Here is a 25,565-nt window from a genome sequence, read left to right as displayed (position 1 = left end):
ACGGGGGATGCTCACACGGAATCCGCGTACCGTTCCACCTCCCACGGGGTGACGATCCGGTGCCAGGCGTTGAAGTCGGCGCGGCAGTGCTGTTCGTGGGCGGAGGCGGCGAGGTCCCCGAGGGCACCGCGTACGACGGTGTCCTCGGCGAGGGCGCGCAGCGCGGTGGGCAGGTCGGTGGGGAGCGGGGCGATGCCGCGGGCGGCGAGTTCGGCGGCGCCGAGGGTGTCGGCGGGCTCCTCGCAGGCGTCGGGCAGCTTCAGCCCGCGCTCCGCGCCGTCGGCGAACGCGGCGAGGACACCGGCGAACAGCAGGTGCGGGTTGGCGGCCGGGTCGGGGCTGCGCAGTTCCAGCCGGGTGGAGCCGGGCACGGCCGGGTCGCCGACGACCTTGAACGCGGTGGAGCGGTTGTGCCGGGCCCAGCTGACGTGCACCGGCGTGCCGGAGGCGGGGACCATCCGCTTGTAGGAGTTGACGGTGGGGTTGCCGAGCGCGGTGAGCGCGGGGGCGTGGTCCAGGACTCCGGCGAGGCAGGCGCGGAACAGCGCGGACATGCCCTGCTGGTCGTCGCCGTCGTGGAACAGGGGGCGGTCGTCCTCGGTGCCGCGCATCGAGACGTGGACGTGCAGCGCGTTGCCGTACAGGTGGGCGAGCGGCTTGGGCATGAAGACGGCCTTGAGGCCCCGGCGGCGGGCCATGGCCCGGGCGGTGTGCTTGAGCAGGAGCAGCCGGTCGGCGGTGGTGAGGGCGTCGCCGTGCAGGAAGACGATCTCGCGCTGGCCGGGGCACACCTCGTGGTGGTGGCCGGTGACGGTCAGGCCCATGCGGTCCAGGGCCTCGCTGATGTCGCGGCAGACCTCGTCGGCCTCCTCGGTCTCGCCCAGGTCCCAGTACCCGCCCCGGTCGGAGGGGTCGAGGCGGCCGGGGGCGGACTCGCGCAGCAGGTAGAACTCGGCCTCGACGCCGAACACGGGCCGCAGTCCGCGGCGTTCGGAGTCCTCGACGGCCCGGCGCAGCACGGCCCTGGGGTCGGCGGCGAAGGGGCGGCCCGCCGCGTCCCGTACGTCGCACAGGACCATGCCGACGGTGCGGCCGGCGGGGGTGGGCCAGGGGCGGACGACGAAGGTGTCCGGGTCGGGGACGAGCCGCAGGTCGCTGTGGTCGGGGTCGCCGAAGCCGAGCAGGACGGAGCCGTCCAGGGTCCAGCCGTCGGCGCGTACCGCGTCCCAGCGGGCGGCGGGGATCTCCAGCGTCTTCAGCCGTCCGGCGATGTCGGTGAAGAGCAACTGGACGAAGTCGGTGTCGGCGGGCTGCTGCCCGGCCGGGACGGCGGTGGCCATCACGCTTCTCCTCGGTAGTACGGGGCCGGCGTGCCCGCCCGGCCGGGCACGGCGCACGCGACCGCGAGGCCCGGACGGGACCTCGGCGGGACATGGGCGCACAGGACCCGGTCGGCGAGCAGGCCGAGGGAGCTGAGGTTGGGGAAGCCCGGACCCTGGGCGAGGGCCGCCAGGTTGGGCAGGTGCAGCGGGGCGGGCAGGCCGGGCACGGCGAGCGAGCGGTCCACGGCCCGCTCCACGGCGGTGCGGGCGAGGGTGCCGCCGACGGCCGCGGTGAGGGCGGCGCGGGCGCGCGGACCGAGCAGTGCGGTGAACCACATGGGGTCGCCGCCGGTGGCGTCCACCACGAGGTCGGCCTCGATCGCGCCGGGCCGTCCGCCGTACTCGTAGGTGAGCGCGACCGGGGTGCCCGGGCGGGTGCCGGTGGCCCGGCCGGGCCGCCAGCTCACCCGTGCGGTGCGGGCCAGGTCCTGCTGGACGTCGAGGGAGAAGACGGCGCGGTCGGTGCGCCGGATGAACTCCCTGCGGTCGCTCTCGGTGAGCGCGGTCCAGCCGGTGGGGTCGCTGTAGTAGCGGTTCTCGAAGGGGCTCTCGCCGCGGCTGTAGAGGGCGGCGCGCGGGGTGACGACGGTGACCTCGCGCTCCTGGGCGACGGCGAGTTCGCGGACCACGGTGCCTGCGGTCTCGCCGGAGCCGACGACCACCACGTGCCGTATCCGGGAGGGCAGTCCGGCGACCGCGAGCCGCCAGAAGCCGGCGGTGTCCAGCACCCGGTCGTCGTCGGCGGTGAGCGCGGTGCCGGAGGGGCCGGGCCCGGACACCACCAGGGCCCGGCCGCGTACGGTGCCGTGTCCGCCGGGGGCGGTGTGGCCGAGGGTCCAGCCGTCGTCGTCGGCCTCGGCGCTGTGCACCTCGCCGGTGACGACGCGCAGACCGGCCTCGCGGGCGGCCCAGTCGAGGTAGTCGGCCCATTCGCGGTGGCTGGGCTGGGGGCGGCCCCGGTCGACCCAGCGGGCGTAGCCGCCGCGGCTCATGAGGTGTCCGGCCCAGCCGTAGCCGGAGGTGAGGCGGACGATCTCGGCGACGAGCGGATCGTGCGGGTCGCCCCAGGCGGTGGCGTCGTAGGGGAAGCCGAGGTCCTTCTCGGGCAGGGTGCCCAGGCTCTGGCGGCCGTTGGTCCAGCCGTGTCCCTCGCGCCAGTGGGCGGCGGTGCGGTCGCGTTCGACGGCGACCACCTCGGGCGCGTCGAGCCCGGCCTCCCGGAGCACCTTGGCCTTGACGGCGAGGGCGACGGCCTTGGGGCCGGCGCCGATGACCAGCAGGGGCAGGGCGTCGCCGGAGCCCCCGTGTGCGAGGGCCGGGCCGGCGGACGGGGCGGGCGGGTGCGGTGCGAGGTGTCTCATCGCCGCCCTCACCGGAATCTGGCCGGGTCGAAGGCGGCCGGTATGCCCGCGCCGTGGCCGCCCTGGAGGCGTTCGGCGAGCTGGTGGGCGAGGACCTGGGAGTAGGGCATGCCGTGTCCGCTGAAGGCGGCCATGACCCACAGTCCGGGGCGGCCGGGCAGCTCGCCGACGAGGGGGCAGCGGTCCGGGGTGAAGGCCATGACGCCGCTCCAGGCGCGCACCACGGGGACGCCGGCCGTCTCGGGCAGCAGGGACGGCAGCGCGGTGGCGAGCCGGTCGGCCAGCTCGGGCGAGAAGGCCGGGGTGTTGTCGTCGGCGGGCAGGTCGATGCCCTCGTCGCGGCCGGGCACGGTGGCGCGCAGGCCGCCCAGGAGCAGGGAGCCGTCCATGTTCTGGCCGCCGTAGACCAGGCCCCGGTCCAGGCCCCACTGCGGGATGCGGAAGGGCACGGGCGCGGTCTGCACGAGCTGGCCGCGCACCGGGGTGATCAGGGCGTCGAGTTCGGGCAGCAGCCGTCCGGTCCAGGCGTTGAGGGCGACCACGACATGGTCGGCGACGACGTCGCCCGCGTCGGTGGTGACGCGCCAGGTGCCGTCGTCCGTCCGCTCGACGGAGGTCGCGGTGACGCCGAGGCCGAACACGGCGCCGTGGCGGCGGGCCGCGTCGGCGATGCCGCGCACGTAGCCCACCGAGTGCACGGCGTCCTGGTCGGGCCGGTGCAGTCCGCCGAGCACGGTGTCGGGCAGGTCGGTGCCGAACACCCGGCGGGCCTCGGGCAGGTCGAGCCACTCGGCGGCGATGCCGTCGGCGCACAGGGCGTCGGCGGTCCGCTTGAGTTCGAGCGCCTCGTCCTCGCTGTCGGTGAGGTCGAGTTTGGCGGTGGTGGTGCGGTGGGCGTCGATGCCCTCGCGGGCGGTGACCTCGCGGACCAGGTCGCGGTTGACGAGGGTGGCGCGGTAGACGGCGAGGGCCTGCTCGTGGCCGAGCCGGTCGATGGCGGGCGCGTGCTGGGCGTTGCCGCCCTGGATGACGCGTCCGGCGTTGCGGCCGGACGAGCCCTCGGCGGGGCTGTCGTTGCGGTCGACGACCAGGGGTGCGCGGCCGGCCCGGGCGAGCCAGTAGGCGAGCGTCGAGCCCATGACACCGGCGCCGAGCACGAGGACGTCGGCGCGGCCCGGCAGCGGCGTGCCGCCGCCCGTCCAGCGCGGTCCGCTCGCCAGCCAGCAGGAGTCGGGGGATCGCATGGGGTTCCTTGCGTACGAGGATGTGGTCACCGGGGCTCAGGTCCAGCACTCGGAGCTGGGCAGCCGGCGCGCGGGCGGCTCGCCGGGCGCGGGCGGTGACGTGACGATGCCGACCAGGGCGGCGGCGCGCTCGGCGCGGGCCACGGCGGTCTCGGTGTCCGGGCCCACGGTGAGGACGTAGCCCAGGCGGTGCAGGTTGGTGGTGACGGGTTCGACCACGTCGCCGGGGCGGGTGAGCAGCACCAGCCGCTCCCGGGCCGGGTCCAGCAGCGCGGCGGCCTCGGGCACCCCGTCGATCCGGCGGACGACCCCGGCCGGGGCGGTGAGGAAGCGGATCGCGGCGCCCCCAGCGGGCCGGGCGGCGGCGAGCGCGTCGAGGTCGACCGGTTCGCCGAGGGCGAGGTCGGCGGCGAGGCCGTACACGTCGGTGCCGGTGGTGAGGTGGACGAGGTCGAGGATGCAGTCGCCCGCGGGGCGGGGGTTGACCTCGACGATCCGGGGGCCGTCGGGGCCGAGGATCATCTCGGTGTGCGCGATGCCGTGGTCGAAGCCGACGGCCTTGAGCGCGGCGACGGCCACCTCCTCGACGCGCTCCGCGAGTGCGCCGGGCAGCCGGGCGGGCACCGCCTGGCCGAGTTCCACGAACGAGTCGTCGCGGGTGGCGAGTTTCTCGGTGCGGGCGAGGACGACGGTGCGGCCGTCGATGGTCAGCGTCTCCACGCTGATCTCGTCGCCGAACAGTTCCTCCTCGGCGAGCAGGGTGCCGTTCTTGGTGAAGGCGGCCGCGTGCTCCCAGGCGTCGTCGGTCTCGTCGGGTCCGGCGACGCGGATCACGCCCCGGCCCGCGGAGGAGTCGGCGGGTTTGAGGATGAAGGGGTGGCGCAGGCCGGCCAGGGCCCGCGTGCGCGCGCCGGTCCCGGTCAGGGCGGCGTCCAGCACCCGGAACTCCGGTCCGGGGACGGAGCATTCGGCGAGGCGGGCGCGGGCCCACGACTTGTCCGTCAGGTTGCGCAGCGTGCCGGGCGGGCAGCCGGGCAGCCCGAACTCCTCGGCGAGGCGGGCCACCACGGGCAGGGTGGAGTCCAGGAAGCCGATGACGCCCTTGCGGCCGGGTGCGGCGGCCAGTTGGGCGCGGCAGGCTTCGTAGATCTCCTCGGCGGGCCGCTGAGGTGAGAGCGGGACCTGGCGGTCGGCCAGGCGCAGGTAGGCGGCGGTGGCGCTCTCGGCGAGCGCCAGGTCGATGTCCGGACGGGCGGTCCAGGAGCGCAGGGCCTGCTCGCGCAGGCAGCCGACGCGGACGAGCAGCAGAAGGGCGCGGGTGTCCAGTGCCATGTCTTTCCTAGGTGGTGGGGTGACTGCGGCGGCGGTCGTGTGCCGCCGCTCACCCCCAGCCGGTGTCGGCGGCCGGTACGGCCCGGCCCGCGCGGGTGCGGCGTCCACCGTGTGGTGTTCCGGATGGCCGCGCCGCCGGCGCCAAGGCCGTCGCGGACGCGGTCGGTTGCTCGAAATGGATGCTCACGCACCCCATGGGCGTAGTCATGTGCCCGTTATCTCCCCGTTGTCGGAATCTCGTTGTCCGAAATCCGGACTCGATCCTTGCCATCGAGGGGGTGTGGTCGCCACGTCCTGGACGGATCATGGATAGGCACTGCCGGATGCGGAAGGCTGAATGAATGACAACCAAACATGAGGAAAACGACGAAAGCGGACTGGACGCGGTCACCCACGCGATGCGGTTGCTGTACGCCGTGGCGCTCCGGCAGGGTGCCTGGGACCGGGACGAACTGCAGCGGGGCCTCGGCCTGTCCGAGCCGCTCGCCGAGCGCGCGTTCCGGCGGCTGGAGGAACTGGGTCTGCTGGTACCGGAACCCGGGCGTCCGGGTGTGTACAGCCGCCGTCTGCTGGAGGCCGCCGAGGCGCGCGCGGTACCCCCGCTGCGGCGCGCGGCGCGGGACGCGCAGGACCGGATCGACACCGTGCGCGGGGAGTTCGCGGCGCTGCGCGAGGTACGGGACACGGAGCGGCGGTCCGGCGACCGCTCCGGCGACCTGCTCACCGTGGACGTCCGGGACATCGACGCGGTGCTGGAGGAGCAGGCCCTCGACTGCCGTACGGAGGTGCTGACGGCCCAGCCGGGCGGTCCGAGGCCGGTCGGCGTGCTGGACCAGGCGCAGCACCGGGACATGGCGATGCTCCGGCGGGGCGTGCGGATGCGCACCGTCTACCAGCACAGCGCCCGCTTCAACCCGGCCACGGAGGCGTACGTGGAGCGCCTGACCGAGGCGGGCGCGGAGGTGCGCACGCTGCACACCCTGTTCCCCCGGCTCATCGTCTTCGACCGGCGCACGGCGTTCGCGCCCGCGCACGACGGTCCCGGCGTGCTGCGGATCAGCCACCAGGGAGTGGTGTCGTTCCTGGTCAGCGCGTTCGAGACGGCCTGGCGGACGGCCGCGCCGTTCGCCTCGGCCTACGCCAGCCGCCGGGACGGCCTCGTCATCTCGGACATGCAGCGGGCCATCGCCCGGCTGCTGCTGGAGGAGCCCAAGGACGCGGCCGTCGCCCGTCACCTCGGCATCAGCGAGCGCTCCTGCCGCCAGCACATCGCCAAGCTCATGACTCAGCTCGGGGCGCACAACCGCACCCACCTGGGCTTTCTGCTCGCCTCGGCGCTCCGGGAGGACGACGCGCACGCCTCCGGGTGACCGGTTCAACCGATCGGGTCACAGCCCGAGTTGGCGGGTGTGGGCTACTGTGGACCCGAGACGGACCTCGACGCGGGGCAAGCCCACCCCCCACCCGTACTTCCCGCCCGGCACCCCACCCCGGCACCTGGTCCGCCGCCGCGCGAGAGCCCAGCCCGTGCCGGCCGGCGCGAACTCCGCCGACGCGAAAACCGCGAATACCGTTGCCTTATCCCTGCGAATGTGTCCGCCCCAACAGACCGAGCAAAGGCTCTTGCCCCGGCATATTCACCCGCCCTAGGGTGGGGCGGAAATCCTCGGGCTCCAGGAATTCACGTCACCGGCAAGGAGGCTGCCGCACGATGTGGGACACATCTCCTGACCACCTCTTTTTAGGCAGATAGTCAGTACGGGACGGGCCTGTCCCGTCCCGACCTTCGGCCATCCTCTTCACAGAGATTAAAACGGGGGCAACATTGGACGGCAGTGCGCCGCTTCCGGAGGAAGAACACCGAGGAGGCGGGACCCTTGTCGACGCTTTACTGCATTCTTTCCGGACCAGAGGCGACAGCGTCGCCGTGGAGTGCGGGGACGACCGGCTGACCTACGCGGGGCTCGACCTGTGGTCCGACGCCGTCCGCGCCGCGCTGGCCGGTCTTGGCGTCCGGCCCGGCGACCGGGTGGCCGTCCGGCTGGCCCCGGGACCCGGCGCGATCGCGGCGATCGCGGGCATCGTCCGGGCGGGCGCGGCCTACGTCCCGCTGGACGTGCGCAATCCGCCCTCGCGCAACGCGTTCATCCTCGAAGACTGTGCCGCCTCCGCGCTGATCGGCGACCACGGCGACACCGCCGACGACACCGCCGGTGGTGACGCGAGCGGCCTGCCCGTCCTGACCGGGCGGGAGCTGGAGCTGCTGCGGACCGCTCCCCCGGCACCGCCCGGCGTGAGCGCCCCTGTGCCCGGGGACACCGCCTACGTCATCTACACCTCCGGAACCACCGGCCGTCCCAAGGGCGTTCCGGTGACGCACGCGGCGGTGTCCGCCCTGCTGGCCGCCGCCTCGGGCCTGTTCGCCTTCACGGCCGAGGACCGCTGGCTGCTCTTCCACTCCCTCGCCTTCGACTTCGCCGTGTGGGAGATGTGGGGCGCGCTGACCACCGGCGCCCGCCTGGTCGTCCTCCCGCAGGACGCGGCCCGCTCCGCCGAGAGCACCCTGGCCGTGGTCGCCGGGCGGGGGGTGACGGTGCTGAACCAGACCCCGACCGCGTTCGCCGCGCTCTCCGCCACGGCGCTCGCCTCGGGCACCGCGCTGCCCGCCCTGCGCTATGTGGTCTTCGGCGGCGAGAAGCTGACGCCGGGACTGCTGCGGCCCTGGGCCGGCCGGTACGGCCTGGACGGTCCCCGGCTGGTCAACATGTACGGGATCACCGAGGTCACCGTCCACGCGACGTACCACGAGGTCACGTCCGAGGATCTGGCCGGGGACGACTCGCGCGTGGGCCGGCCGCTGCCCGGGTTCCGCACGCGCGTGGTGGACGAGGACGGCCGGGACGCCGCGCGGGGCGAGCTGTGGCTGGCCGGGCCGCAGGTCACCGCCGGCTACCTGGGGCGCCCGGAGCTGAACGCCGAACGGTTCGTCACCGTCGCCGACGGAGAGCGGGCCGTGCGCTACTACCGCTCCGGGGACCTGGTGAGCACCCGCCCCGACGGGGGCCTGCGCTACCACGGCCGGGCCGACCTCCAGGTGAAGCTGCGCGGCCACCGCATCGAGCTGAGCGAGATCGAGTCCGTGGTGCGCGACCACCCCCGAGTCGGTGACGCGGTGGTGTGGGTGCACACCTTCCGGCCGGGTGACGAGCGGCTGGTGTGCGCGTACACCACCTCCGACGGCGACCCGGTGGAGGCGGGACCGCTGCACGAGCACGCGGGGCGCGATCTGCCGCCGTACATGCGGCCCGCGCGCTATCTGCATCTGCCGGAACTGCCGCGCACGGTCAACGGCAAGGCCGACCGGGCCGCGGTGGCGCTGATCGACCCGGCGCCCCGCCGGAGGACGGCCGCCGCGGCGGATGCCGCGAGCGGTACCGAGACTTATCTGTCCCGGTTGTGGGAGGAACTCCTCGGCACGGAGGAAATCACGCGAGATGCGGATTTCTTCCAGCTCGGCGGGCATTCCCTCATGGCGTTCCGGATGCAGATGCGGATATCGCGCGATCTCGGTGTCCGGGTCTCTCAGAAGGATTTGCTGGCGAATCCCCGGCTGGCGGACATGGTCCGGCTGGTCGAGGCGCGCCGCGCCGAATCCCCCGCACTCCCCCGCACCTAGCGCGGAACCTCTCTCCGTCACGTTCCGCCCCTTTCTCCCGATTCCCGTTGGCGTGTCCGCAGGCGAGTGGACACCCGAGAACATCAGGGACTGATGTGTCATGCCTCCGATCCACACCTGTGTGGGCTGCCGCCGTGTGATCCGGCCGGACGTGACGGCTTCGAGCCGCCCGCACGGCACCCTGTGCGCGCGGTGTTTCGACGCCCTCCAGACCACCCTGTCCCGGCTGCCGCGCCTGTACGCGGAGGCGGAGCAGGCCCTCTCACCCGCCGGTGCCCCCTCTCTCCTGCGTGTCTCGGGGACCTCACGCACCGAGGCACTGCCCGTGCGCAGCCAGGCGGTGGAGGCGCGGTCGGCCCTCATGGCGGTCCTGTCGTCGTGGTCGGCGCTGGTCGCGGACGAGCGCCGGGTCGGCGCGCCGGACCGGGAGGTCCGGGAGATGGTGGCGTTCCTGCGCCGTCATCTGGAGTGGCTGGCCCGGCATCCCGCACTGCACGAACTCCTCGGTGAGCTTGAGGAGTCGGTGGCGCTGGCCGGGCGCTGCGTACAGCCGGGGCAGTCCCGGCAGGTGTCCGTGGGCGCGTGCCGGGAGCCGGAGTGCGCCGGGAACCTCGTCGCCCACATGCGCTCCGGGGGCGCCGCGGCGGCGTCCGAGATCCGGTGCGACAGCGATCCCGCCCACCGCTGGGCCCCGCACGAGTGGCACGCCTTCATCCCGCGCGCCGCCTGCCCCGTCTGACCGTCCGAGCAGGGAAGAACCACCCACATGGCAAGTCCACTGGGACTGAGCGTCACCGACGTCGTCGAGATCTGGCGGGTTCCCGCCGGGACCGTGTACCGCCTGGCCAGTCAGCACGGCTGGCGCCGCTACCGGGAGTCGGGCCGCACGCTGTACCACCCGATCGATGTGAGCACCACGCTGAGCGAGCGGTCCGTGGATCGGGGTGAGCGGTGCGAGTCGGCGTAGTGATCCTGCCCGAGCACACCTGGCCGGAGGCGCGGGCCCACTGGCGGGCGGTGGAGGAGCTGGGCTTCGACCACGCCTGGACCTACGACCACCTGGCGTGGCGGAGCCTTGCGGGCGAACCCTGGCTGGGCACGGTCGCCACGCTGGCCGCTGCGGCCGCGGTCACCTCCCGGATCGGGCTCGGCACCTTCGTCACCTCCCCCAACTTCCGCCATCCGGTGCCCTGGTCGCGGGAGGTGATGGCGCTGGACGAGATCTCGGGCGGGCGCTTCTCGTGCGGGGTGGGCGCGGGCGCCACCGATGTGGACGCGGTGATGCTGGGCCGGCCCCCGCTGTCGCCGAAGCAGCGGGCGGACCGGCTGACGGAGTTCACCGAGCTGCTGGACCGGCTGCTCACCGAGGACCATGTCGACTTCGGGGGCGAGTACTTCACGGCTGTGGACGCCCGTACGGTCTCCGGGCGGGAGCGCCGGTCCCGGGTGCCGCTGATCGTGGCGGGCAGCGGTCCGCGGACCCTGCGTCTGGCCCGCCGGCTGGGCGACGGCTGGGTGACCATCGGTCCCGAGGGCGCGGACGGCGAGGAACGCTGGTGGGCCGGGGTCGAGCGGCTCGCCGGGTACATGGACGAGCTGAAGCCCGAGCCCGGTTTCCAGCGCCATCTGTCGCTGGACGCGTGTCCCGGTTACTCCCTCAGCAGTGCCGCCCGGTTCGCCGAGATGCGGGAGCGGGCGGCCGGGCTGGGTTTCACGGACGTGATCGTGCACCATCCGCGCGCCGAGGGCGTGTACGCGGGCCGGGTCGCGGTGCTTCAGGAGGTGGCTCAGCTCCGCGCGGGCGCGGCCGGGGGTGCGGCGGGGTCGAGGCAGCCCTGACGCAGGGTGCGGAAGAACCACTGGTTGAGCCGGGCCACGGTGGTCCGCTCGAAGAGGTCCTTGCGGTACGTCCAGATCGCCTTCAGCCCCTCGGGGCGTTCCTCCAGCCACAGGGTGAGGTCGAGCCGGGCCTCGGCGTCGTCGTCCGGGGCGGGTTCGCCGGTGAGCCGTATGCCGCCGTCGTAGGTGGCGGGCTCGGTGTTCTGCACCCCGAACGCCACCTGGACCAGCGGGTTGTGGGTGAGTGAGCGGGGCGGGTTGAGGGCCTCGACCAGCTTGTCGAACGGTACGTCCTGGTGCTCGGCGCCCCGCAGCACCCCTTCGCGCACCCGGTCGACGTGGGTGTCGAAGGGGGCGCCGGTGTCGACGGCGAGCCGGAGCGGGACGACGTTGATGAAGCAGCCGACGCAGTCCTCGGCGGCGAGGCTGGTGCGGCCGGCGAAGGCGCTGCCCACGACGATGTCGCCGGTGCCGGACCAGTGCGCGAGCACGGCGGAGAACGCGGCGAGGCCCACCATGTTCAGCGTGGTGCGCCGTTCACGGGCGAACTCGGTGATGTCCTCGGCGAGTTCCCAGGGCAGCGTGAAGTGGAGTCCGGCGCCCGCGTGGCCGCCGTCCGGTCCCTGGGCGGAGCGCGGACGGTCGGTGGGCACGGCGAGCAGGTCGGGGGCGCCGCGCAGCAGCCCGGCCAGGGAATCGACCCGTGCCTTGCCCTCGGGTCCGGCCAGCCAGGCGGCCTCCGCCTCGGCGAAGGCGGTCATGCCCGGCCGCCCCGACAGGTCGGCCCTTCCCCCGGCGGCGCGGGCGTCGTAGGCGAGTCCGAGGTCGCGGACCAGGATGCCCAGTGACCAGCCGTCGAACACGATGTGATGTGCCGTCAGCTCCAGTGCGATGACGGTGTCGTCGCGGTGGACCGTGCGGAAGCGGACGAGCGGGGCGTGTTCCAGGTCGAAGGGCTCGGCCGGGCTGCCGGGTTCCGTCGCGCGCTGTACGGGGAGTTCGACGCGGTCGCGGACGAACTGGGCGGGGTCGCCGTCGTCGTCCCAGCCGAACTCGGTGCGGAAGGCGTCGTGCGCGGCGGCGACGTCGGCGAGCGCCGCCCGGAGCAGGCCGGGGTCGGCGCCGGGTTCGATGCGGACGACGGCGTCGATGAGGTAGGCGTCGCTGCCCGGATTGAACTGTTCGGTGACCCACAGTCTTCGCTGCGCGGCCGTCAGCGCGGCCGGTCCTCGCACGCCGGTGCCGTTCACGAGCACGCCGCCTCCATCCGCAGTTCGCTTCCGTCGCCGGAGAGTTCCAGCGTGATCCGCACCTGGCCGAGTTCGCCGGTACGGGTGACATGGGTGCCGCCGCACAGGGCCGACGCCTCACCCTCGGCGAGCCCGCACCGGAAGTGGCGCAGGGCGTCGATGCCGGGCCCCTCGGCGGCCACGCCGACCGGGGCGTCCTCGGCGATCCAGCCGGCCATCAGGGTGTTGACCCCGGCCTCGATGCCGGGCAGCCCGGCGGCGAGGCCCTCGGCGGAGAAGCCCTTGCGGCGCAGCGACTTGCCGAGCCGGTAGTGGTCGACGCTGGCGCGGGCGGAGATCCGGGAGTCGGTGATGGCGAGCTTGTCGAAGTCGGGGGCGCCCAGGGCGTCCGGCTTGGCCTCCTTGGTCCAGTGGGGGGCCAGCATCCGGTTGAGCGCCAGTCCGGCCAGCTCGCACAGGGTGTGCCCGGCGGAGAGTCCGTACCGCCGCTCGGCGTCCACGTCCAGGCGGACCCGCTCGCCGGTGAGCGGGCCGGGGTCCGCCGCGAGGACGTGGACGACGTGCCAGTCCCAGCCCTCCTCGCCGCGGCGCACCGGGATGCCGGGGCCGACGGCGAGGGGCGCGGAGCCGTCGCGGGGCGCCGCGCCGATCAGGCAGTCCTCGACGGCGTACGCCTCCGACCGGGCGGTGAGCACGCCCCGGTCGGCCGGCTGGTCGGGCCAGGTGTGGTCGACCGGGTGGAAGGGCGTGGTGTCGCAGACGACACCGAACCCGCCTTCCAGGGCGAGCACTTCGCGGACCACGGCTTCGCCGGTGAGCGCGCCGGAGGGGAAGGTGACCAGGGTGTTGCCGTGCATCGGGTCCTATCCGAGGTCGAGGCCGAGCAGGTCGTCGTAGGTCTCCCGGCGGAGCCACACCGAGGCGGTTCCGCCGCGGACGGCGACGACGGGCGGGCGCGGGGTGTGATTGAAATTGTTGGACAGGCTACGGCAGTAGGCGCCGGTGCAGGGCACGGCGAGCAGGTCGCCGGAGTGGATGTCCGAGGCGAGGTAGTCGTCGCGCACCACCACGTCGCCGGCGTCGCAGTGCACGCCGACCACGCGGGAGAGGCGGGGCGCGGCGGTGGTGAGGCGGTCGGCGAGGACGGCCGAGTAGATGCCGTCGTACAGGGCGGGGCGGATGTTGTCGCTCATGCCGCCGTCGACGGAGACGAAGGCGCGCAGGCCCTCGACGTTCTTGACGGTGCCGACCCGGTAGACGGTGCAGGCGGACCGGCCGACCACCGCGCGGCCGGGCTCGATGGCCAGCCGGGGTGTCGGGACGCCGAGTCCGCGGCAGCTCTCCTCGCTGAAGCGGCGCAGCGCGTCGGCGATCTCGGCCGGGGTGAGGGGCTGGTGGTGGTCGCGGTAGGCGATGGCGAAGCCGCCGCCCACGCTGACCTCGGGGAGTCCGGCGCCGCAGGCGCGGATGAAGTCGGCGCGGACCTTCATCATGCGGGCGACGCCGACCTCGAAGGAGTCCATGCCGAAGATCTGCGAGCCCAGGTGCATGTGCAGCCCGGCGAGTTCGATCTCGTCGGCGTCGTGCGCGTAGGCCACCGCCGCGGCGGCGTCCCCGGTGCGCAGGGAGAAGCCGAACTTCTGGTCGTCGTGGGCGGTGGCGATGTTGGCGTGGGTGTCGGCGCGCACGCCGACGTTGACGCGGACCAGCACGGTGGGCCGTACGCCGGTGTCGGCGGCGAGCTCCTTCAGCAGGGCCAGTTCGTCGAAGGAGTCGACGACGATGCGGGCGACGCCGTGCCGCAGCGCGGTGGTGAGTTCCTCGGCGGACTTGTTGTTGCCGTGCAGCACCATGCGCTCACCGGGGAATCCGGCGGCGATGGCCGTCTTCAGCTCGCCCAGGGTGCACACGTCCAGGCCGAGTCCGGCCTCGGCGCAGATCCGGGCGACGGCCTTGCACAGGAACGCCTTTCCCGCGTAGTACACGTCGAAGTCGTCGAAGGCGGTGCGGAACTCGGCGCAGCGGGCCCGGAAGTCGTCCTCGTCGAACAGGTACATCGGGGTGCCGAACTCGGCCGCCAGGTCGGTGACGCGCAGCCCGCCCACGGTGAGGACACCGGAGGAGTCGCGGGCGGCGGTGGCCGGCCACAGGTGCGGGGAGAGGGCGTTGAGGTCGGCCGGTTCGGTCAGCCAGTCGGGCTTGAGGGTGTCGCTCATGTCGTTCATTCGCCTTCCGCCGGGAAGAACCCCGGGATCTCGGTGGCCGTGCCCGCCTCGACGGCCCGGTCCAGTACGTAGGAGCCCACGGCGAGGTCGAGGACGCCCATGCCGAAGGGGGAGAAGATGACGGGCCGGCCGGGGTCGGGGGCGACCCTGCCGTGCAGGACGTCGGCGAGGGTGCCGGTGATGAAGTCCCGGCCGCCGGTGAGCTGTTCGGCCAGGTGCGGGGAGGTGTTCGCCTTCAGGCAGTGGTCGACGTCGTCGCAGAGGTTGGCGGCCTCCAGCAGGGTCTCGGGCGCCAGGTCGCGCAGCGAGACGTGCAGCACGGTCTGGCCCGGCTTGAAGCGGTGGCCGGCCGGGACGTACGGGGCGAGCGCGGTGGTGGCGAAGACGACGAGGTCGGCGTCGAGGGCCGCGTCAAGGCCGGTGGCGGTGCCGCCGGGGAAGCGGGCGGCGAAGGCGGCGGCCGCGGCGGGGTCCAGGTCGTGGCAGTGCACGCGCTCGGCGCCCAGGCCGTTCGCGGTGAGGTAGCGGCAGATCTCCCGCGCGATCACCCCGGTGCCGACCACGCCCCAGCTCGCGGGCGGGCCCGGCACCAGGGTGCGGGCGGCGAGCGCGGCGGAGGCGGCCGTGCGGGCGGCGCTGATCGCGGCGGACTCCAGCAGGGCGACGGGGTAGCCGGTCTCGTAGTCGTTGAGCACCAGGACGGCCGAGGCGCGGGGCAGGCCGCGTCCGGTGTTCTTCGGGAAGCTGGATATCCACTTGATCCCGGCGACGTCGGCGCCGCCGCCGAGGTAGGCGGGCAGGGCGATGATGCGGCTGTCGGGCTTGTCGGGGAAGCGCAGGAAGTAGCTGTCGGGGTTGATGGTGTCACCGGCGTCGTGCAGCAGGTACGCCTCGCGCACCCGCTCGACCACCTCTTTCTCGTGGCCGGCCAGCGCCTCGCGCACGGCCTGGCCGCCGACCACCGTGAAGGGGCGTGTCGTCGCTGTCACTTGCTGCTCTCGCTCTCTGCCGTCACCGGCGTGCGGGCGGGCGGCAGCGGCCGCCCCCCGATGTCCTTCAGGAAGTCCGGGCCGTAGTGGGCGGCCACCCAGGTGTCGTCGTAGACGGTGTCGAGGTAGGCGTGGCCGTGGTCCGGGGAGACGGCCAGCACCCGGCTGCCCGCGGGTATCCGGTGGGCGCTCGCGCGGACGGCGGCGAGCACGGTGCCGGTGGAGCCGCCGACGAGCAGTCCGTGCTCGGCGGCGGTGCGGCGGCAGGCGACGATGGCGTCCGGTTCGGGCACCAGCATCCGTTCGTAGCCGACGTGCCGGCCGTGCCGGAAGATCTCCGGGACCCGGCTGGAGCCGAGGCCGGGGATGAGGCGCCGGGCGGGCGGGCCGCCGAAGGTCACGGAGCCGACCGCGTCGACGCCGACGACGACCGTGGACGCGCCGATCCGGTCGAAGTGCTCCAGGCAGCCCATCAGCGTGCCGGAGGTGCCGACGCCGACGAAGAGCCGGTCGGGCACCCCGAACCCCTCGGTGATCTCGACCGCGGTGCCCTCGCGGTGGGCGGCGACGTTGGCCGGGTTGGCGTACTGGTTGAGCCACACCAGCGCCGGGTCGGCGGCGAGCTTGAGGCTGATGTGGGCGATGCGGGAGCCGAGGAAGCCGTCGTTGGCGTCGCGCTGGTCGACGATGACCACGTCGGCGCCGAGTGCCCGCATCTGCTGCACGCTGCGGTAGTTGGCGTTGGGGTCGGTGACCAGGGTGACCGGGTAGCCGCGGGCGGCGCAGATCGAGGCCAGCGCGATGCCGAGGTTGCCGGAGGTGGACTCGATCAGCCGGGTGCCGGGGCCGATCCGGCCGGCCTGCTCGGCGGCGGCGATCATCGCGCGGGCGGCCTTGATCTTGATGGAGCCGGCCGGGTTCTGCGCCTCCAGCTTCAGCCAGGTCTCGGCGTGCGGCAGGAATCCGGGGAGCCGCACGAAGCAGTGCGGGTCCCCGGCGTCATGGGCGCTGTCGTACAGCATGCGGGCCCTCCGGTGCTCGGCCGGCGGCGGACCGTCGTAGGACGTCGGCCAGCAGGTGGGGTCGGGACTGGTTGAGGTAGTGGCCGCCGTCCTCGGTGCGGACGACGTGCGGGGTGCGGGCCAGCAGGCCCCAGCGGCCGGCGGTGTGTTCGTGGTCGCGGGTCACCGGGTCGTCGGCGGCGAGCACCACGGTGAGCGGGTGGTCGGCGCGGCTCGGGCCGGTGAGCAGCTCTTGCAGGAAGGCGTTGCCCAGCGCGGTGTCCCGGCGCAGCGCCCGGAGCACGGCGGGCGCGGTGTCGGGTGCGGGGGCGCCCGGCTCACCGGGTACGACCCATCCGGCGACGGTCTCCTCGGAAGCGGCGCTCACCTCGGTCACGGGGTGGTCGGCGGGGTCGGTGGACTTCAGGGTCTTGCCGAACAGGACGACGGGCGGCGGGGTGGGCAGCGCGCGGGCGAGCGCGAGCGCGGCTCCGGCCCCGGCGCAGTGCCCTAGGAGGACCAGCGGGCCGTTCGGATCGCCGATCTCGGCGGCGAGGTCGCGCAGCAGCGCGCCGGTGGCCGGTACGTCGTCCTCGCGCAGGTCGAGCACGCGGAACCGGACCGGCCCGGTGTCCTGCAGCGCCTTGGCGAGCGGCAGGTAGCCGACCGGGGTGCCGCCCGCGTACGGGAAGCAGACCACGGTCAGCCCGGGGTCCGGGGCGTCGGCCAGCTCCACCAGCAGCCCGCCGGTGCCGGCGGCGCCGCGGGCCAGGGCGCGGGCGGTACGGCTCTGGAGCAGCCCGCGCACGGTGACCAGGCCCTCGGAGCGGGCGGCCACCGTCATCGCGGCCAGGGAGTGGCCGCCGAGGTCGAAGAAGTCGTCGTTGGCGCCGACGGACTCCTCGGGCACGCCCAGCGCCTGGGCGAACAGCCGGACGATCGCGCGTTCGGTGTCGTCGGCGGGCGGTTCGGGGGTGCGGGCGGTGAGCACGGGCAGCGGGCGGGCGGCCAGGGCGTTGCGGTCGGCCTTGCCGTTGCGGTTGAGCGGCACTCTCTCCAGCCGGGCCACCACGTCGGGCAGCATGTAGGCGGGGAGCAGCCGGGCGGCCTCCTCGCGCAGCCGGCCGAGGTCGGGCTCGGCGGTGCCGGTGTACCAGACGGCGAGCACGGTACGCCCGCCGTGCCGGCGGACCTCGGCGAAGACCTGGTCGACGCCGTCGAGCCGGGTCAGCGCCTGCTCGATCTCGGGGAGTTCGACGCGGTGGCCGCGCAGCTTGACCTGCTGGTCCCGGCGGCCGACGCAGTCCAGGGTGCCGTCGGGCAGCCAGCGGCCGAGGTCGCCGGTGCGGTAGGCGCGGGCGGAGGTGGTGTCCAGGGTGTTGGCGGGGAAGGCGGCCGCGGTGCGCTCGGGGTCGCCCACGTATCCGGCGCCGACGCAGGGGCCCGTCACATGGATCTCGCCGAGGGTGCCGGGCGGGACCGGGGTGCCGTTCTCGGCGAGGACGTGCAGGGTGGTGTTGATGACCGGGGTGCCCACGGGGACGCGTTCGGTGTGCGCGGGGCCGCGCAGGACGTGGTGGGTGATGTCGTCGGACGCCTCGGTGGGCCCGTAGGCGTTGACCACCGGGATGTCGGGGAACGCGGCGAACCAGCGGCGGGAGAGGGCGGGGGCGAACGCCTCGCCGGTGACCATCAGCCAGCGCAGGTCGGGCAGTTGGCGCGGGGAGCCGCCGAAGGTGTCGAGCAGGGCGTCGAGCAGGGAGGGCACGACCTCCAGCACGCTCACGCCCTCGGCGACGACGGTGTCCAGGAACTCGGCGGGGTCGGTGACGGCGTCGTGGATGACGCTGCGGCCGCCGGTCAGCCACGGGGCGACGAGCTGCCACACGGAGATGTCGAAGCACTGGGAGGCGACCTGGGAGACCACGTCGTCGCCGGTCAGCGCGAGGTCGTCGACCTTGGCCTGGAGGTGGTTGAGCATCCCGCGGTGCTCGACGACGGCGCCCTTGGGTTCGCCGGTCGAGCCGGAGGTGAAGATGACGTAGGCGGGGTCGTCGGGGCCTGGTTCACGGGCGGGCCGGGCCCCGGGCGCGGCGAGCAGGGCGGTGTACTCGGCCTCGGTGACGACGTGGCGGCAGCCGCTGCGGGTCACGGCGTGCCGGAGCCGGTCGGCGGGGTCGCCGGGTTCCTGCGGCAGGTAGACGGCGCCCGCCTTCATGACGCCGAGCAGGGTCACCGCCCAGGGCAGCCCGCGCGGCATGCGCACCGCGACCACGTCACCGGGTCCGGCGCCGCGCGCGGTAAGGGCGTGCGCCAGCCGGTCGGAGACGCGGTCGAGTTCGGCGTAGGTGAGCGTCGCGGTGCCGTGGCCGACGGCGGTGCGGTCGGGGTGGCGGGCGGCGGTGCCGGCGAACCGGTCGAGCAGGGTGGCGCCGGGCACCTCCCGGACGGGACCGGACCGGTGCCGGGCGAGCCAGTCGCGTTCCTCCTCGCTCATGAAGGTGCGGGCGAAGGGCGCGGCGTCGGGGTCGGCGGCCAGGGCTCGCAGCGCGCGCAGGTAGTAGCCGCCGAAGCGTGCCGCCCCGGCCCGGTCGAAGACCGAGCCGTCGTAGTGGAGTTGCAGGGCCACGGAGTCGTCGAGGGCGTCGCGGGAGAACTCGGCGCGCAGCGGGAACTCGGTCTGGCTGTGCACGGAGACCCGCCGCAGCCGGGCGCCGTGGCGGCGGGCGAGGGCGCCGAGGACGTGGAAGTGGGTGAAGTTGAAGACGGCCTCGAACAGCGGGCGGCGCAGGTGCCTGGTCGTCTCGCCCAGGGGGTAGCGGCGGTGCGGCAGGAGCGCGCCCTCCTCGTCGTAGACCCGCCGGACCAGCTCGGCCCAGCTGGCCGCGTCGGTGCGGACGCGGAAGGGGAGGGTGTTGAGGAAGAGGCCGAGGGTGCGCTCGGCGTCCTGCCGTTCGGGGCGGCCGCTGTGTTCGTAGCCGGTGGTGATGTCGTCGCGTCCGGCGGCGAAGGAGAGCACGGCGCTGTGCGCGGCGAGCAGCACGGACTTGAGGGGGACGCCGAGCCGGGCGGCGGTGGCGAGCAGGGCGGTGCCGAGGTCCGCGTCGAGGGGGACGTCGAGGGTGCGGACGGTCTCGGCGGGGTCGAGGGCGGCGCCGGGGGTGCGGGGCAGGGTGGTGGCGTCGGCGCCGTCGAGCCGGCCGAGCCAGAAGTCCCGGTCGCGCGCGGAGTCGACGGCCCGCTGCTCCAGGGCGACGAACTCCTCGTACCCGGTGCCGGGCGGGCCGTCCTGGCCGGTGCTGCCGAGGCAGAGGTCGAACAGGTCGTAGAGGAGCCGGTTGACGCTCCAGCCGTCGAGGGCGGCGGCGTGGTAGCTGAGCAGCAGGTGGTGGCGGTCGCCGCCGAGCAGGACGAGCCGCATCCGTACGGGGCCGACGGTGCCCTCGGGGAAGCCGGTGGCGAGTTCCGCGGCTCCGGCCCGCTCCAGGTAGGCGCGCTGGGCGTCGGCGTCCTGGCCGGTGAGGTCGACGACCGCGCACCAGTCGGGGGCGTCGCGGTGGACGACCTGGACGGGCCGGGAGAAGCCGGTGGTGTGGAAGGAGGTGCGCAGCATGGGGTGCGTCCGCGCGGCCTCGGCGGCGGCCCGCAGGAAGAGGGCGGGGTCCAGCGGGGCGTCGTAGCGGTAGCCGGAGACGTCGTGGTACACGGCGGCGTCGCGGGTGGCGATCTCGTAGAGCAGCCCGGCCTGGAGGCTGGAGAGGGGGTAGGCGGCCTCGGCACCGGCGGGCAGCGCGGCCCGGTCGGCGGCCGGCAGGCCGGGGAAGGGGGCCGGGGTCTCGGGGGTGCCGGGTGCGCTGCGGCGGACCAGGGGGGCGAGCAGGGCGACGGTGGGGTGGGCGAACAGCTCCTGGAAGGTGAAGTCGAGCCCGGCGCGGCGGGCGGCGGCCAGGACGCCGATGAACTTGATGGAGTCGCCGCCGAGTTCGAAGAAGTTGTCCGTGGTCCCGAGGTCCTCGCGGCCTAGCGCGGCGGCGAAGATCCGGGCCAGCTCCTCCTCCAGTGGGGTGCGCGGGGCCACCCGGCCGGTGCCGGAGCCGGAGCCCGCCGGCAGCGCGGCGAGGGCCTTCAGGTCCCGTTTGCCGTTGGGGGTGCGCGGGATCGCCGGGACGGGGACGAACCGGGCCGGGACCATGTAGGAGGGCAGCTGCCGGGCCAGCCCGGCGCGCAGCGCGTCCGGGTCGGGCCGCGCCGACACGACGTACGCGCACAGGGCGCCCTCGCGCAGGGCCACCGCGCACTCGGTGACGCCGGGCAGGGCGGCGAGGGCGTGCTCGATCTCGCCGGGTTCGATGCGGTGGCCGCGCACCTTCACCTGGTCGTCGAGGCGGCCCAGGTACTCCACCGTGCCGTCCTCCCGCCAGCGGGCGGCGTCCCCGGTGCGGTAGGAGCGCTCGCCGGGCGCGGTGGGGTCGGGAACGAAGCGTTCGGCGGTGAGTCCGGGGGCGCCGAGGTAGCCGCGGGCCAGGCCGGTGCCGCTCAGGTACAGCTCGCCGGGGACGCCGACCGGGGCGGGGCTGCCGTCGCGCAGGAGGACGCGCAGCCGGATGTTGTCGATGGGGGTGCCGAGCGGGACCGGGCGGCGCGGGTCGTGGCCGGTGCAGTCGTGGTGGGTGACGTCGACGGCGGCCTCGGTCGGCCCGTAGAGGTTGATCAGCGCCGGGGCGCCGGGGCCGGGGAAGGCGCGGGCGAGGGCGGGTATCGCGTCGGCGGGCAGCGCCTCGCCGCTGGCGAAGATCCGGCCGAGCCCGGCGGGCGCGGTGCCCTCGGCGCAGTGCGCGAGGAACGCCTGGAGCATGGAGGGCACGAAGTGCACGGTGGTCACGCCGTGTTCGGTCATGCGGGCGGCGAGGGCGGCCGGGTCGCGTTCGTCGCCGGAGGGCAGGGTGGTCACCGCGCAGCCGGCGAGCGCCCACCAGAAGATCTCCCACAGGGAGACGTCGAACGCGGTGGGCGTCTTGTGCAGGACGACGTCGGCGGGGGTCAGTGGGTACTGCCGCTGCATCCAGCGCAGCCGGTTCACGATCGCCCGGTGTTCCACCATGACGCCCTTGGGGCGGCCGGTGGAGCCGGAGGTGTAGATGACGTAGGCGAGGTCGCGTCCGGTGGCGAGCGGGGGCAGGTCGGTGCCGTCGAGCGCGCCGAGCGCGGGGTCGGCGGGGTCCACGAGGTGGGCGGCGCCGGGGCAGTCGGCGCCGACGGCGATCCGGACGCCGCTGTGGGTGACCATGTGGCGGCGGCGCGCCTCGGGCAGCGCCGGGTCGACGGGCAGGTAGGCGGCGCCCGCCTTGAGCACGGCGTGGAAGGCGGTCAGCGCCTCGGGGCCGCGGGGCAGCGCGACGGCGACGATCTCGCCGGGTCCGGCGCCCAGCTCGCGCAGCCGGCGGGCGAGCCGGTTGGCGCGGGCGTTGAACTCGGCGTAGGTCAGGCCGTCCCCGTCGAGCACGGCCGGCCGGCCGGGGTGCCGGGCGGCGGCGTGCTGGACGAACTCGTGCAGCAGGACGGCGGGCCCGTGGTCGCGGGCGGTGCGGTTGGCCCGCTCGACCGGCTCCGCCTCCGCGGCGTCCGGTGTCCCGCGCACCGGGCCGAGGGCGGCGATGCGGGCGTGGGCCCGCGCGAACCGGGCGGCCAGGCGGCGTGCGGTGCCGGGCAGCAGGAGGTCGGCGCGGTAGGTGAGCTTCAGCCTGCCGCCGCGCACCGCGAACCCGACGGTGATCCCGTCGGGCAGTCCGGTCCGGGTGTACGGCAGCACCGCGAGGTCGGTGGGGACGACGCCCTCGGCGGCCAGCACCTGCGCGGGCGGGACGTCGAGGTGGGCGGCGCCCTCGCGGTAGGCGCGGCGGACCTCGGTGAGCAGGGCGCGGGCGTCGGTGCCGACGTCGACGAGGACGGGGAAGTCCCGGTCCCCGGCGCGGGTGCGGACGCAGACGCGGGCGCTGTCGGTCTCGCCCGCGGCGACCGCGGCCGCCGCGGCGGTGACGAACACCTCGGTCAGGGTGGCCTCGTCACCGGTCAGCGCGCTCGCGCGGGTGACGGCCCCGGGGTCGAGGTCCTGCTCCCACACCCCGGTGTCCGGTTCCTCCGGGCCGGTGCCCGCGAGGAGGTCGTGGTGGAGCAGGGTGGCCGCGTCGAGCGCGGTGGCCCAGCGCCGCCAGTACCGGGTCTGCTCCGGGTACTCGTTCAGGGCCTGGCTGCCGCGCAACGTGGTCATCGTGCTGCTCCAAAGTCGAAGTCGGCGTCACTGGCGTAGGTCCGCGCCGTCGGGCGCCGCAGCACCGGGCCCTCGGGGGCGGTGGCGATCTCGTCCAGTGCCAGCAGGACGGAGTCCAGCAGGTGCTCGGCGGAGGCCCGTTCGTACAGCTCGGTGGAGTGCTCCAGGTCGCACACCAGGCGGTCGGGGCGGACGTGGACCTGGAGGTTGAGGTCGAAGCGGGTGGTGCCGGGGTGGAGGAAGTCCAGCGAGGCGGTGAGCCCGGCCTCGGCGAACTCGTAGGAGTCGAGGTTCTGCAGGCCGAAGAAGGCGTCGATCAGCGGGTCGCGCAGTCCGGGCCCGGCGGTGCCCAGTTCGCGCACCAGCCGGTCGTAGGGGACGGCACCCCGGTCCAGCGCGTCCTGGTGGCTCTCGCGCAGGGCCGCGACCAGGGCGCCGAGCGTGGTGTCCGCGCCGAGCCGGACCCGCAGCGGCACGGTCTGCACGAACATGCCTACCACGTAAGCGAGTTCGTGGTGGGTGCGGCCGTGCACGGGGGTGCCGACCACCAGGTCGGTGAGGCCGCCGACGCGGGCCAGTGCGGTGGCGTAGGCGGCGAGCAGCACCACGAACGGGGTGGTGCCGTGCACGCGGGCGGTCTTCTCCACCGCGTCGGCGGCGACCGGGTCGCGGCGCACCCGGCCCCCGGCGTCGGTGGGGCGCGGGGGGCGCGGCCGGTCGGTGGGCAGGGTGCCGCCGCCGGGCGCCCCGGCGAGCGCGGTCAGCCAGTGGCCGAGGTCGTCGTCGCGTCCGGCGCACCAGCGGGCGGCGTCCAGCCAGCGCAGCGGCACGGGCGGGGGCGTCCGCCCGGCGAGCAGGACGAGCAGTTCCCGCACGAGGACGCGGACCGAGACGCCGTCCGCCACGGTGTGGTGCAGATCGAGCAGGAGCCGCCGTTCGCCGGCCAGGCGGGCGCGGAGCAGCGGGGGCGCGGCGAGGTCGAAGGGGCGCACGAACTCGCCCTCGGTGTCGACCGGTTCGAGTCGTACGGTGACGCCGTCGAGGACTTCCTGCCGGATGCCGTCCGTGTCGGCGGTGAGCCGTGTGCGCAGGGCCTCGTGCCGGTCCGCCAGGGCGTCCAGCGCGGCCTGGAGCCGCTCGGGGTCGAGGGGCGCTGCGAAGTCCAGGCGCAGCGGGATGTTGTAGGCCACCGAGTCCGGGTCCGCCTGCCAGAGCGCGTACAGCCCGCGCTGGGCGGGGTGCGCGGGCCCGGTGCGCCCGGTGCCGCGCGGCACGGGCACGGTGGCCTCCCCCGGGTGGGCGAGCAGGGCGCGCATCCCGGCCGGGGTGGGGGCCGCGTAGACCTCGCGGAAGCCGAGCCTGCGGCCGAGGCGGGCCTCGATCCGGTCCAGCAGCACCCCGAGGCGTACGGAGTCGCCGCCGAGGGCGAAGAAGTCGCTGTCGGGGCCGATGGCGGCCGGGTCCTGGCCGAGCACCCGGGCCCACAGCCCGGTCAGTTCGTCCGCAGCCGGGGTGTCCTCGTGCGTCCGGGGCGCGGGCAGCAGGGCGGTGTCGACCTTGCCGCTGGCCTTCAGCGGCAGCCGGTCCAGGACGGTGAGGTGGGCGGGGAGCAGGTAGCGGGGCAGCCGCTCGGCGAGCGCCGTGCGCAGGGCGCCGGGGTCGGCGCCGGTGACGGCGTAGGCGCTCAGCCGGGCCTCCCCGGTCTCGTCGCGGACGGCGACGGTGTGGGCCTGGCGCACGCCGGGCAGGGCGAGCAGGGCGGCGGTGACCTCGGCGGGTTCCACCAGGTTGCCGAGGATCTTGACCTGCTGGTCGGCGCGTCCGTGGAAGCGGACCACTCCGTCGGCGTCGCGGGTGACCAGGTCGCCGGTGCGGTAGCGGCCGCCCGGGAAGCGGGCCGCCGTGAGTGCGGGGTCGCCGAGGTAGCCGCGGGCCAGCCCGGCGCCGCCCGTCCACAGTTCGCCCTCGGTGCCGTCCGGCACCGGCTGCCCGGCCTGGTCGCACACGTACAGCTCGGTCCCCGCCACGGCCCGGCCGATGGGCAGCGGGTCGGGGACGGGGGCGGTGACGCGGTGCACGGTGGTGAAGACGGTGTTCTCGGTGGGCCCGTAGCCGTTGTAGAGGGCCAGGGAGGGGCAGTGGGCGAGCACCGCTGCCGCGTGCCCCGGGGAGACGACGTCACCGCCGGTCATCAGGGTGCGCAGGCCCGCGAACATGGCCGGGTCGTGGTCGGCCATGCGGTGGAACAGGGGTGCCGTCAGCCAGGCGAAGCCGATCCGCTCCCGGCGCAGGAACGCGGCGTACGCGGCGGGCCGGGCCATGGTCTCCGCGTCGGCGATGTGCAGCGAGCCTCCGTTCAGCAGCGCGCCCCACACCTCCAGCGTGGCGGCGTCGAACTCGGGGGCGGCGCCGTGGGCGGCCCGTGTCCCGGTGGGCAGCCAGGGGTGCGTGGGCTCGCTCACCAGCCGCAGCACGCCCCGCTGTTCGACCACGACACCCTTGGGGGCGCCGGTGCTGCCGGAGGTGAACATGACGTAGGCCGGGGGTGTGTCCCCGGTGCCGTCGGGGACGGGACCGGCGGCGCGGGCCGCCGCCGTCACCTCGGACATGGTGCGCACGTCCCGCCCCAGGGCCGGATCCGCGGCCGCGTCCGGGAGGCGGACGACGAGGCGGGGCCGGGCCAGGTCCCCGATCTGCCGCAGCCGGGCGGCGGGCCAGCCGGGGTTGAGGGGGAGGTACGCGGCTCCCGCGAGCACCGTGCCGACCAGTGCGGTCACCCCGGCCGCCGAGCGCCCGCCGAGCAGACCGACCAGGTCTCCCCGGCGCACGCCCAGCCCGGCCAGGCCGCGAGCGAACTTCTCCGCCGCCACGGCCAGTTCGCCATAGGTCAGCGTCGTCGTGCCGTCGCTGACGGCGAGGGCGTCCGGCTCCCCGGCCGCCCGGTCCCGAAACAGTTGCGCGATCACCGCGTGCTCCTCCCCCGTCGTGCGCCGCCCGG

Annotated in this window: 16 protein-coding genes; 5 read left to right on the top strand and 11 right to left on the bottom strand. The window is 74.8% G+C overall.

The features are described 5' to 3' along the window. Nucleotides 1-11: 11 nt before the first annotated feature. Genes ABZ898_RS02360 through ABZ898_RS02345 form a run of 4 tightly spaced genes read right to left on the bottom strand, consistent with a single transcriptional unit; the run spans nucleotide 12 to nucleotide 5,319 of the window. Nucleotides 12-1,340 carry a glutamine synthetase family protein gene (locus ABZ898_RS02360; RefSeq protein WP_361651897.1) on the bottom strand — a complete coding sequence of 443 codons (1,329 nt, stop codon included), beginning with the start codon at nucleotides 1,338-1,340 and terminating at the stop codon, nucleotides 12-14. After that, on the bottom strand, nucleotides 1,340-2,743 hold the full coding sequence (locus ABZ898_RS02355; RefSeq protein WP_361651896.1) for a SidA/IucD/PvdA family monooxygenase: 1,404 nt from the start codon (nucleotides 2,741-2,743) through the stop codon (nucleotides 1,340-1,342). The genes ABZ898_RS02360 and ABZ898_RS02355 overlap by 1 nt, the downstream gene beginning before the upstream one ends. 8 nt (nucleotides 2,744-2,751) lie before the next feature. After that, complete coding sequence (locus tag ABZ898_RS02350) at nucleotides 2,752-3,987, bottom strand: FAD-binding oxidoreductase (protein ID WP_361651895.1); 1,236 nt, start codon at nucleotides 3,985-3,987, stop codon at nucleotides 2,752-2,754. Nucleotides 3,988-4,023: 36 nt separating this feature from the next. Next, on the bottom strand, nucleotides 4,024-5,319 hold the full coding sequence (locus ABZ898_RS02345) for an ATP-grasp domain-containing protein (RefSeq protein WP_361651894.1): 1,296 nt from the start codon (nucleotides 5,317-5,319) through the stop codon (nucleotides 4,024-4,026). Between the two features lie 341 nt (nucleotides 5,320-5,660). Here ABZ898_RS02345 and ABZ898_RS02340 point away from each other — a divergent pair, with 341 nt between their 5' ends. The 5 genes from ABZ898_RS02340 (at nucleotide 5,661) to ABZ898_RS02320 (ending at nucleotide 10,834) form a co-directional block, all read left to right on the top strand. Beyond that, on the top strand, nucleotides 5,661-6,689 hold the full coding sequence (locus tag ABZ898_RS02340; protein ID WP_361651893.1) for a LuxR C-terminal-related transcriptional regulator: 1,029 nt from the start codon (nucleotides 5,661-5,663) through the stop codon (nucleotides 6,687-6,689). Nucleotides 6,690-7,144: 455 nt separating this feature from the next. Beyond that, nucleotides 7,145-8,995 (top strand): amino acid adenylation domain-containing protein, encoded by a 1,851-nt coding sequence (locus tag ABZ898_RS02335; protein ID WP_361651892.1) that lies wholly within the window; start codon nucleotides 7,145-7,147, stop codon nucleotides 8,993-8,995. 151 nt (nucleotides 8,996-9,146) lie between these two features. After that, nucleotides 9,147-9,734 carry a hypothetical protein gene (locus tag ABZ898_RS02330; protein ID WP_361651891.1) on the top strand — a complete coding sequence of 196 codons (588 nt, stop codon included), beginning with the start codon at nucleotides 9,147-9,149 and terminating at the stop codon, nucleotides 9,732-9,734. Nucleotides 9,735-9,761: 27 nt separating this feature from the next. After that, nucleotides 9,762-9,962, top strand: coding sequence for a hypothetical protein (locus ABZ898_RS02325; protein ID WP_361651890.1), 201 nt, complete (start codon nucleotides 9,762-9,764; stop codon nucleotides 9,960-9,962). Further along, nucleotides 9,947-10,834 (top strand): LLM class flavin-dependent oxidoreductase, encoded by an 888-nt coding sequence (locus ABZ898_RS02320; RefSeq protein ID WP_361651889.1) that lies wholly within the window; start codon nucleotides 9,947-9,949, stop codon nucleotides 10,832-10,834. Before ABZ898_RS02325 ends, ABZ898_RS02320 begins: the two co-directional genes overlap by 16 nt. Here the strand turns inward: ABZ898_RS02320 and ABZ898_RS02315 are convergent. The 7 genes from ABZ898_RS02315 to ABZ898_RS02285 are packed head-to-tail and all read right to left on the bottom strand — an operon-like array spanning nucleotide 10,783 to nucleotide 25,533. After that, a complete protein-coding gene (locus tag ABZ898_RS02315; protein WP_361651888.1) occupies nucleotides 10,783-12,090 on the bottom strand; it encodes a condensation domain-containing protein in 1,308 nt (435 codons plus the stop codon). The genes ABZ898_RS02320 and ABZ898_RS02315 overlap by 52 nt on opposite strands. Beyond that, the gene (locus tag ABZ898_RS02310) at nucleotides 12,081-12,941 is read right to left on the bottom strand and encodes a metal-dependent hydrolase (RefSeq protein WP_361651887.1); all 861 of its coding nucleotides are present in this window, start codon (nucleotides 12,939-12,941) and stop codon (nucleotides 12,081-12,083) included. Before ABZ898_RS02310 ends, ABZ898_RS02315 begins: the two co-directional genes overlap by 10 nt. A 6-nt stretch (nucleotides 12,942-12,947) precedes the next feature. After that, a complete protein-coding gene (gene lysA / locus ABZ898_RS02305) occupies nucleotides 12,948-14,300 on the bottom strand; it encodes a diaminopimelate decarboxylase (RefSeq protein ID WP_361651886.1) in 1,353 nt (450 codons plus the stop codon). A 5-nt stretch (nucleotides 14,301-14,305) separates the two neighbouring features. Beyond that, nucleotides 14,306-15,298: a 2,3-diaminopropionate biosynthesis protein SbnB gene (sbnB, locus tag ABZ898_RS02300; protein ID WP_361651885.1), complete on the bottom strand. Its 993-nt coding sequence runs from the start codon at nucleotides 15,296-15,298 to the stop codon at nucleotides 14,306-14,308. Beyond that, nucleotides 15,295-16,320, bottom strand: a complete 1,026-nt coding sequence (sbnA, locus tag ABZ898_RS02295) for a 2,3-diaminopropionate biosynthesis protein SbnA (protein ID WP_361651884.1) — start codon at nucleotides 16,318-16,320, stop codon at nucleotides 15,295-15,297. The genes sbnB and sbnA overlap by 4 nt, the downstream gene beginning before the upstream one ends. Continuing rightward, nucleotides 16,298-22,567 carry an amino acid adenylation domain-containing protein gene (locus ABZ898_RS02290; RefSeq protein WP_361651883.1) on the bottom strand — a complete coding sequence of 2,090 codons (6,270 nt, stop codon included), beginning with the start codon at nucleotides 22,565-22,567 and terminating at the stop codon, nucleotides 16,298-16,300. Before ABZ898_RS02290 ends, sbnA begins: the two co-directional genes overlap by 23 nt. After that, nucleotides 22,564-25,533, bottom strand: coding sequence for an amino acid adenylation domain-containing protein (locus tag ABZ898_RS02285; protein ID WP_361651882.1), 2,970 nt, complete (start codon nucleotides 25,531-25,533; stop codon nucleotides 22,564-22,566). The genes ABZ898_RS02290 and ABZ898_RS02285 overlap by 4 nt, the downstream gene beginning before the upstream one ends. Nucleotides 25,534-25,565: the final 32 nt, after the last annotated feature.

Source organism: Streptomyces sp. NPDC046860 (assembly GCF_040645115.1).
Lineage (GTDB): Bacteria > Actinomycetota > Actinomycetes > Streptomycetales > Streptomycetaceae > Streptomyces.
Note: the sequence above shows the minus strand (reverse complement) of the source record. Positions and strands in the feature narration are given on the sequence as shown.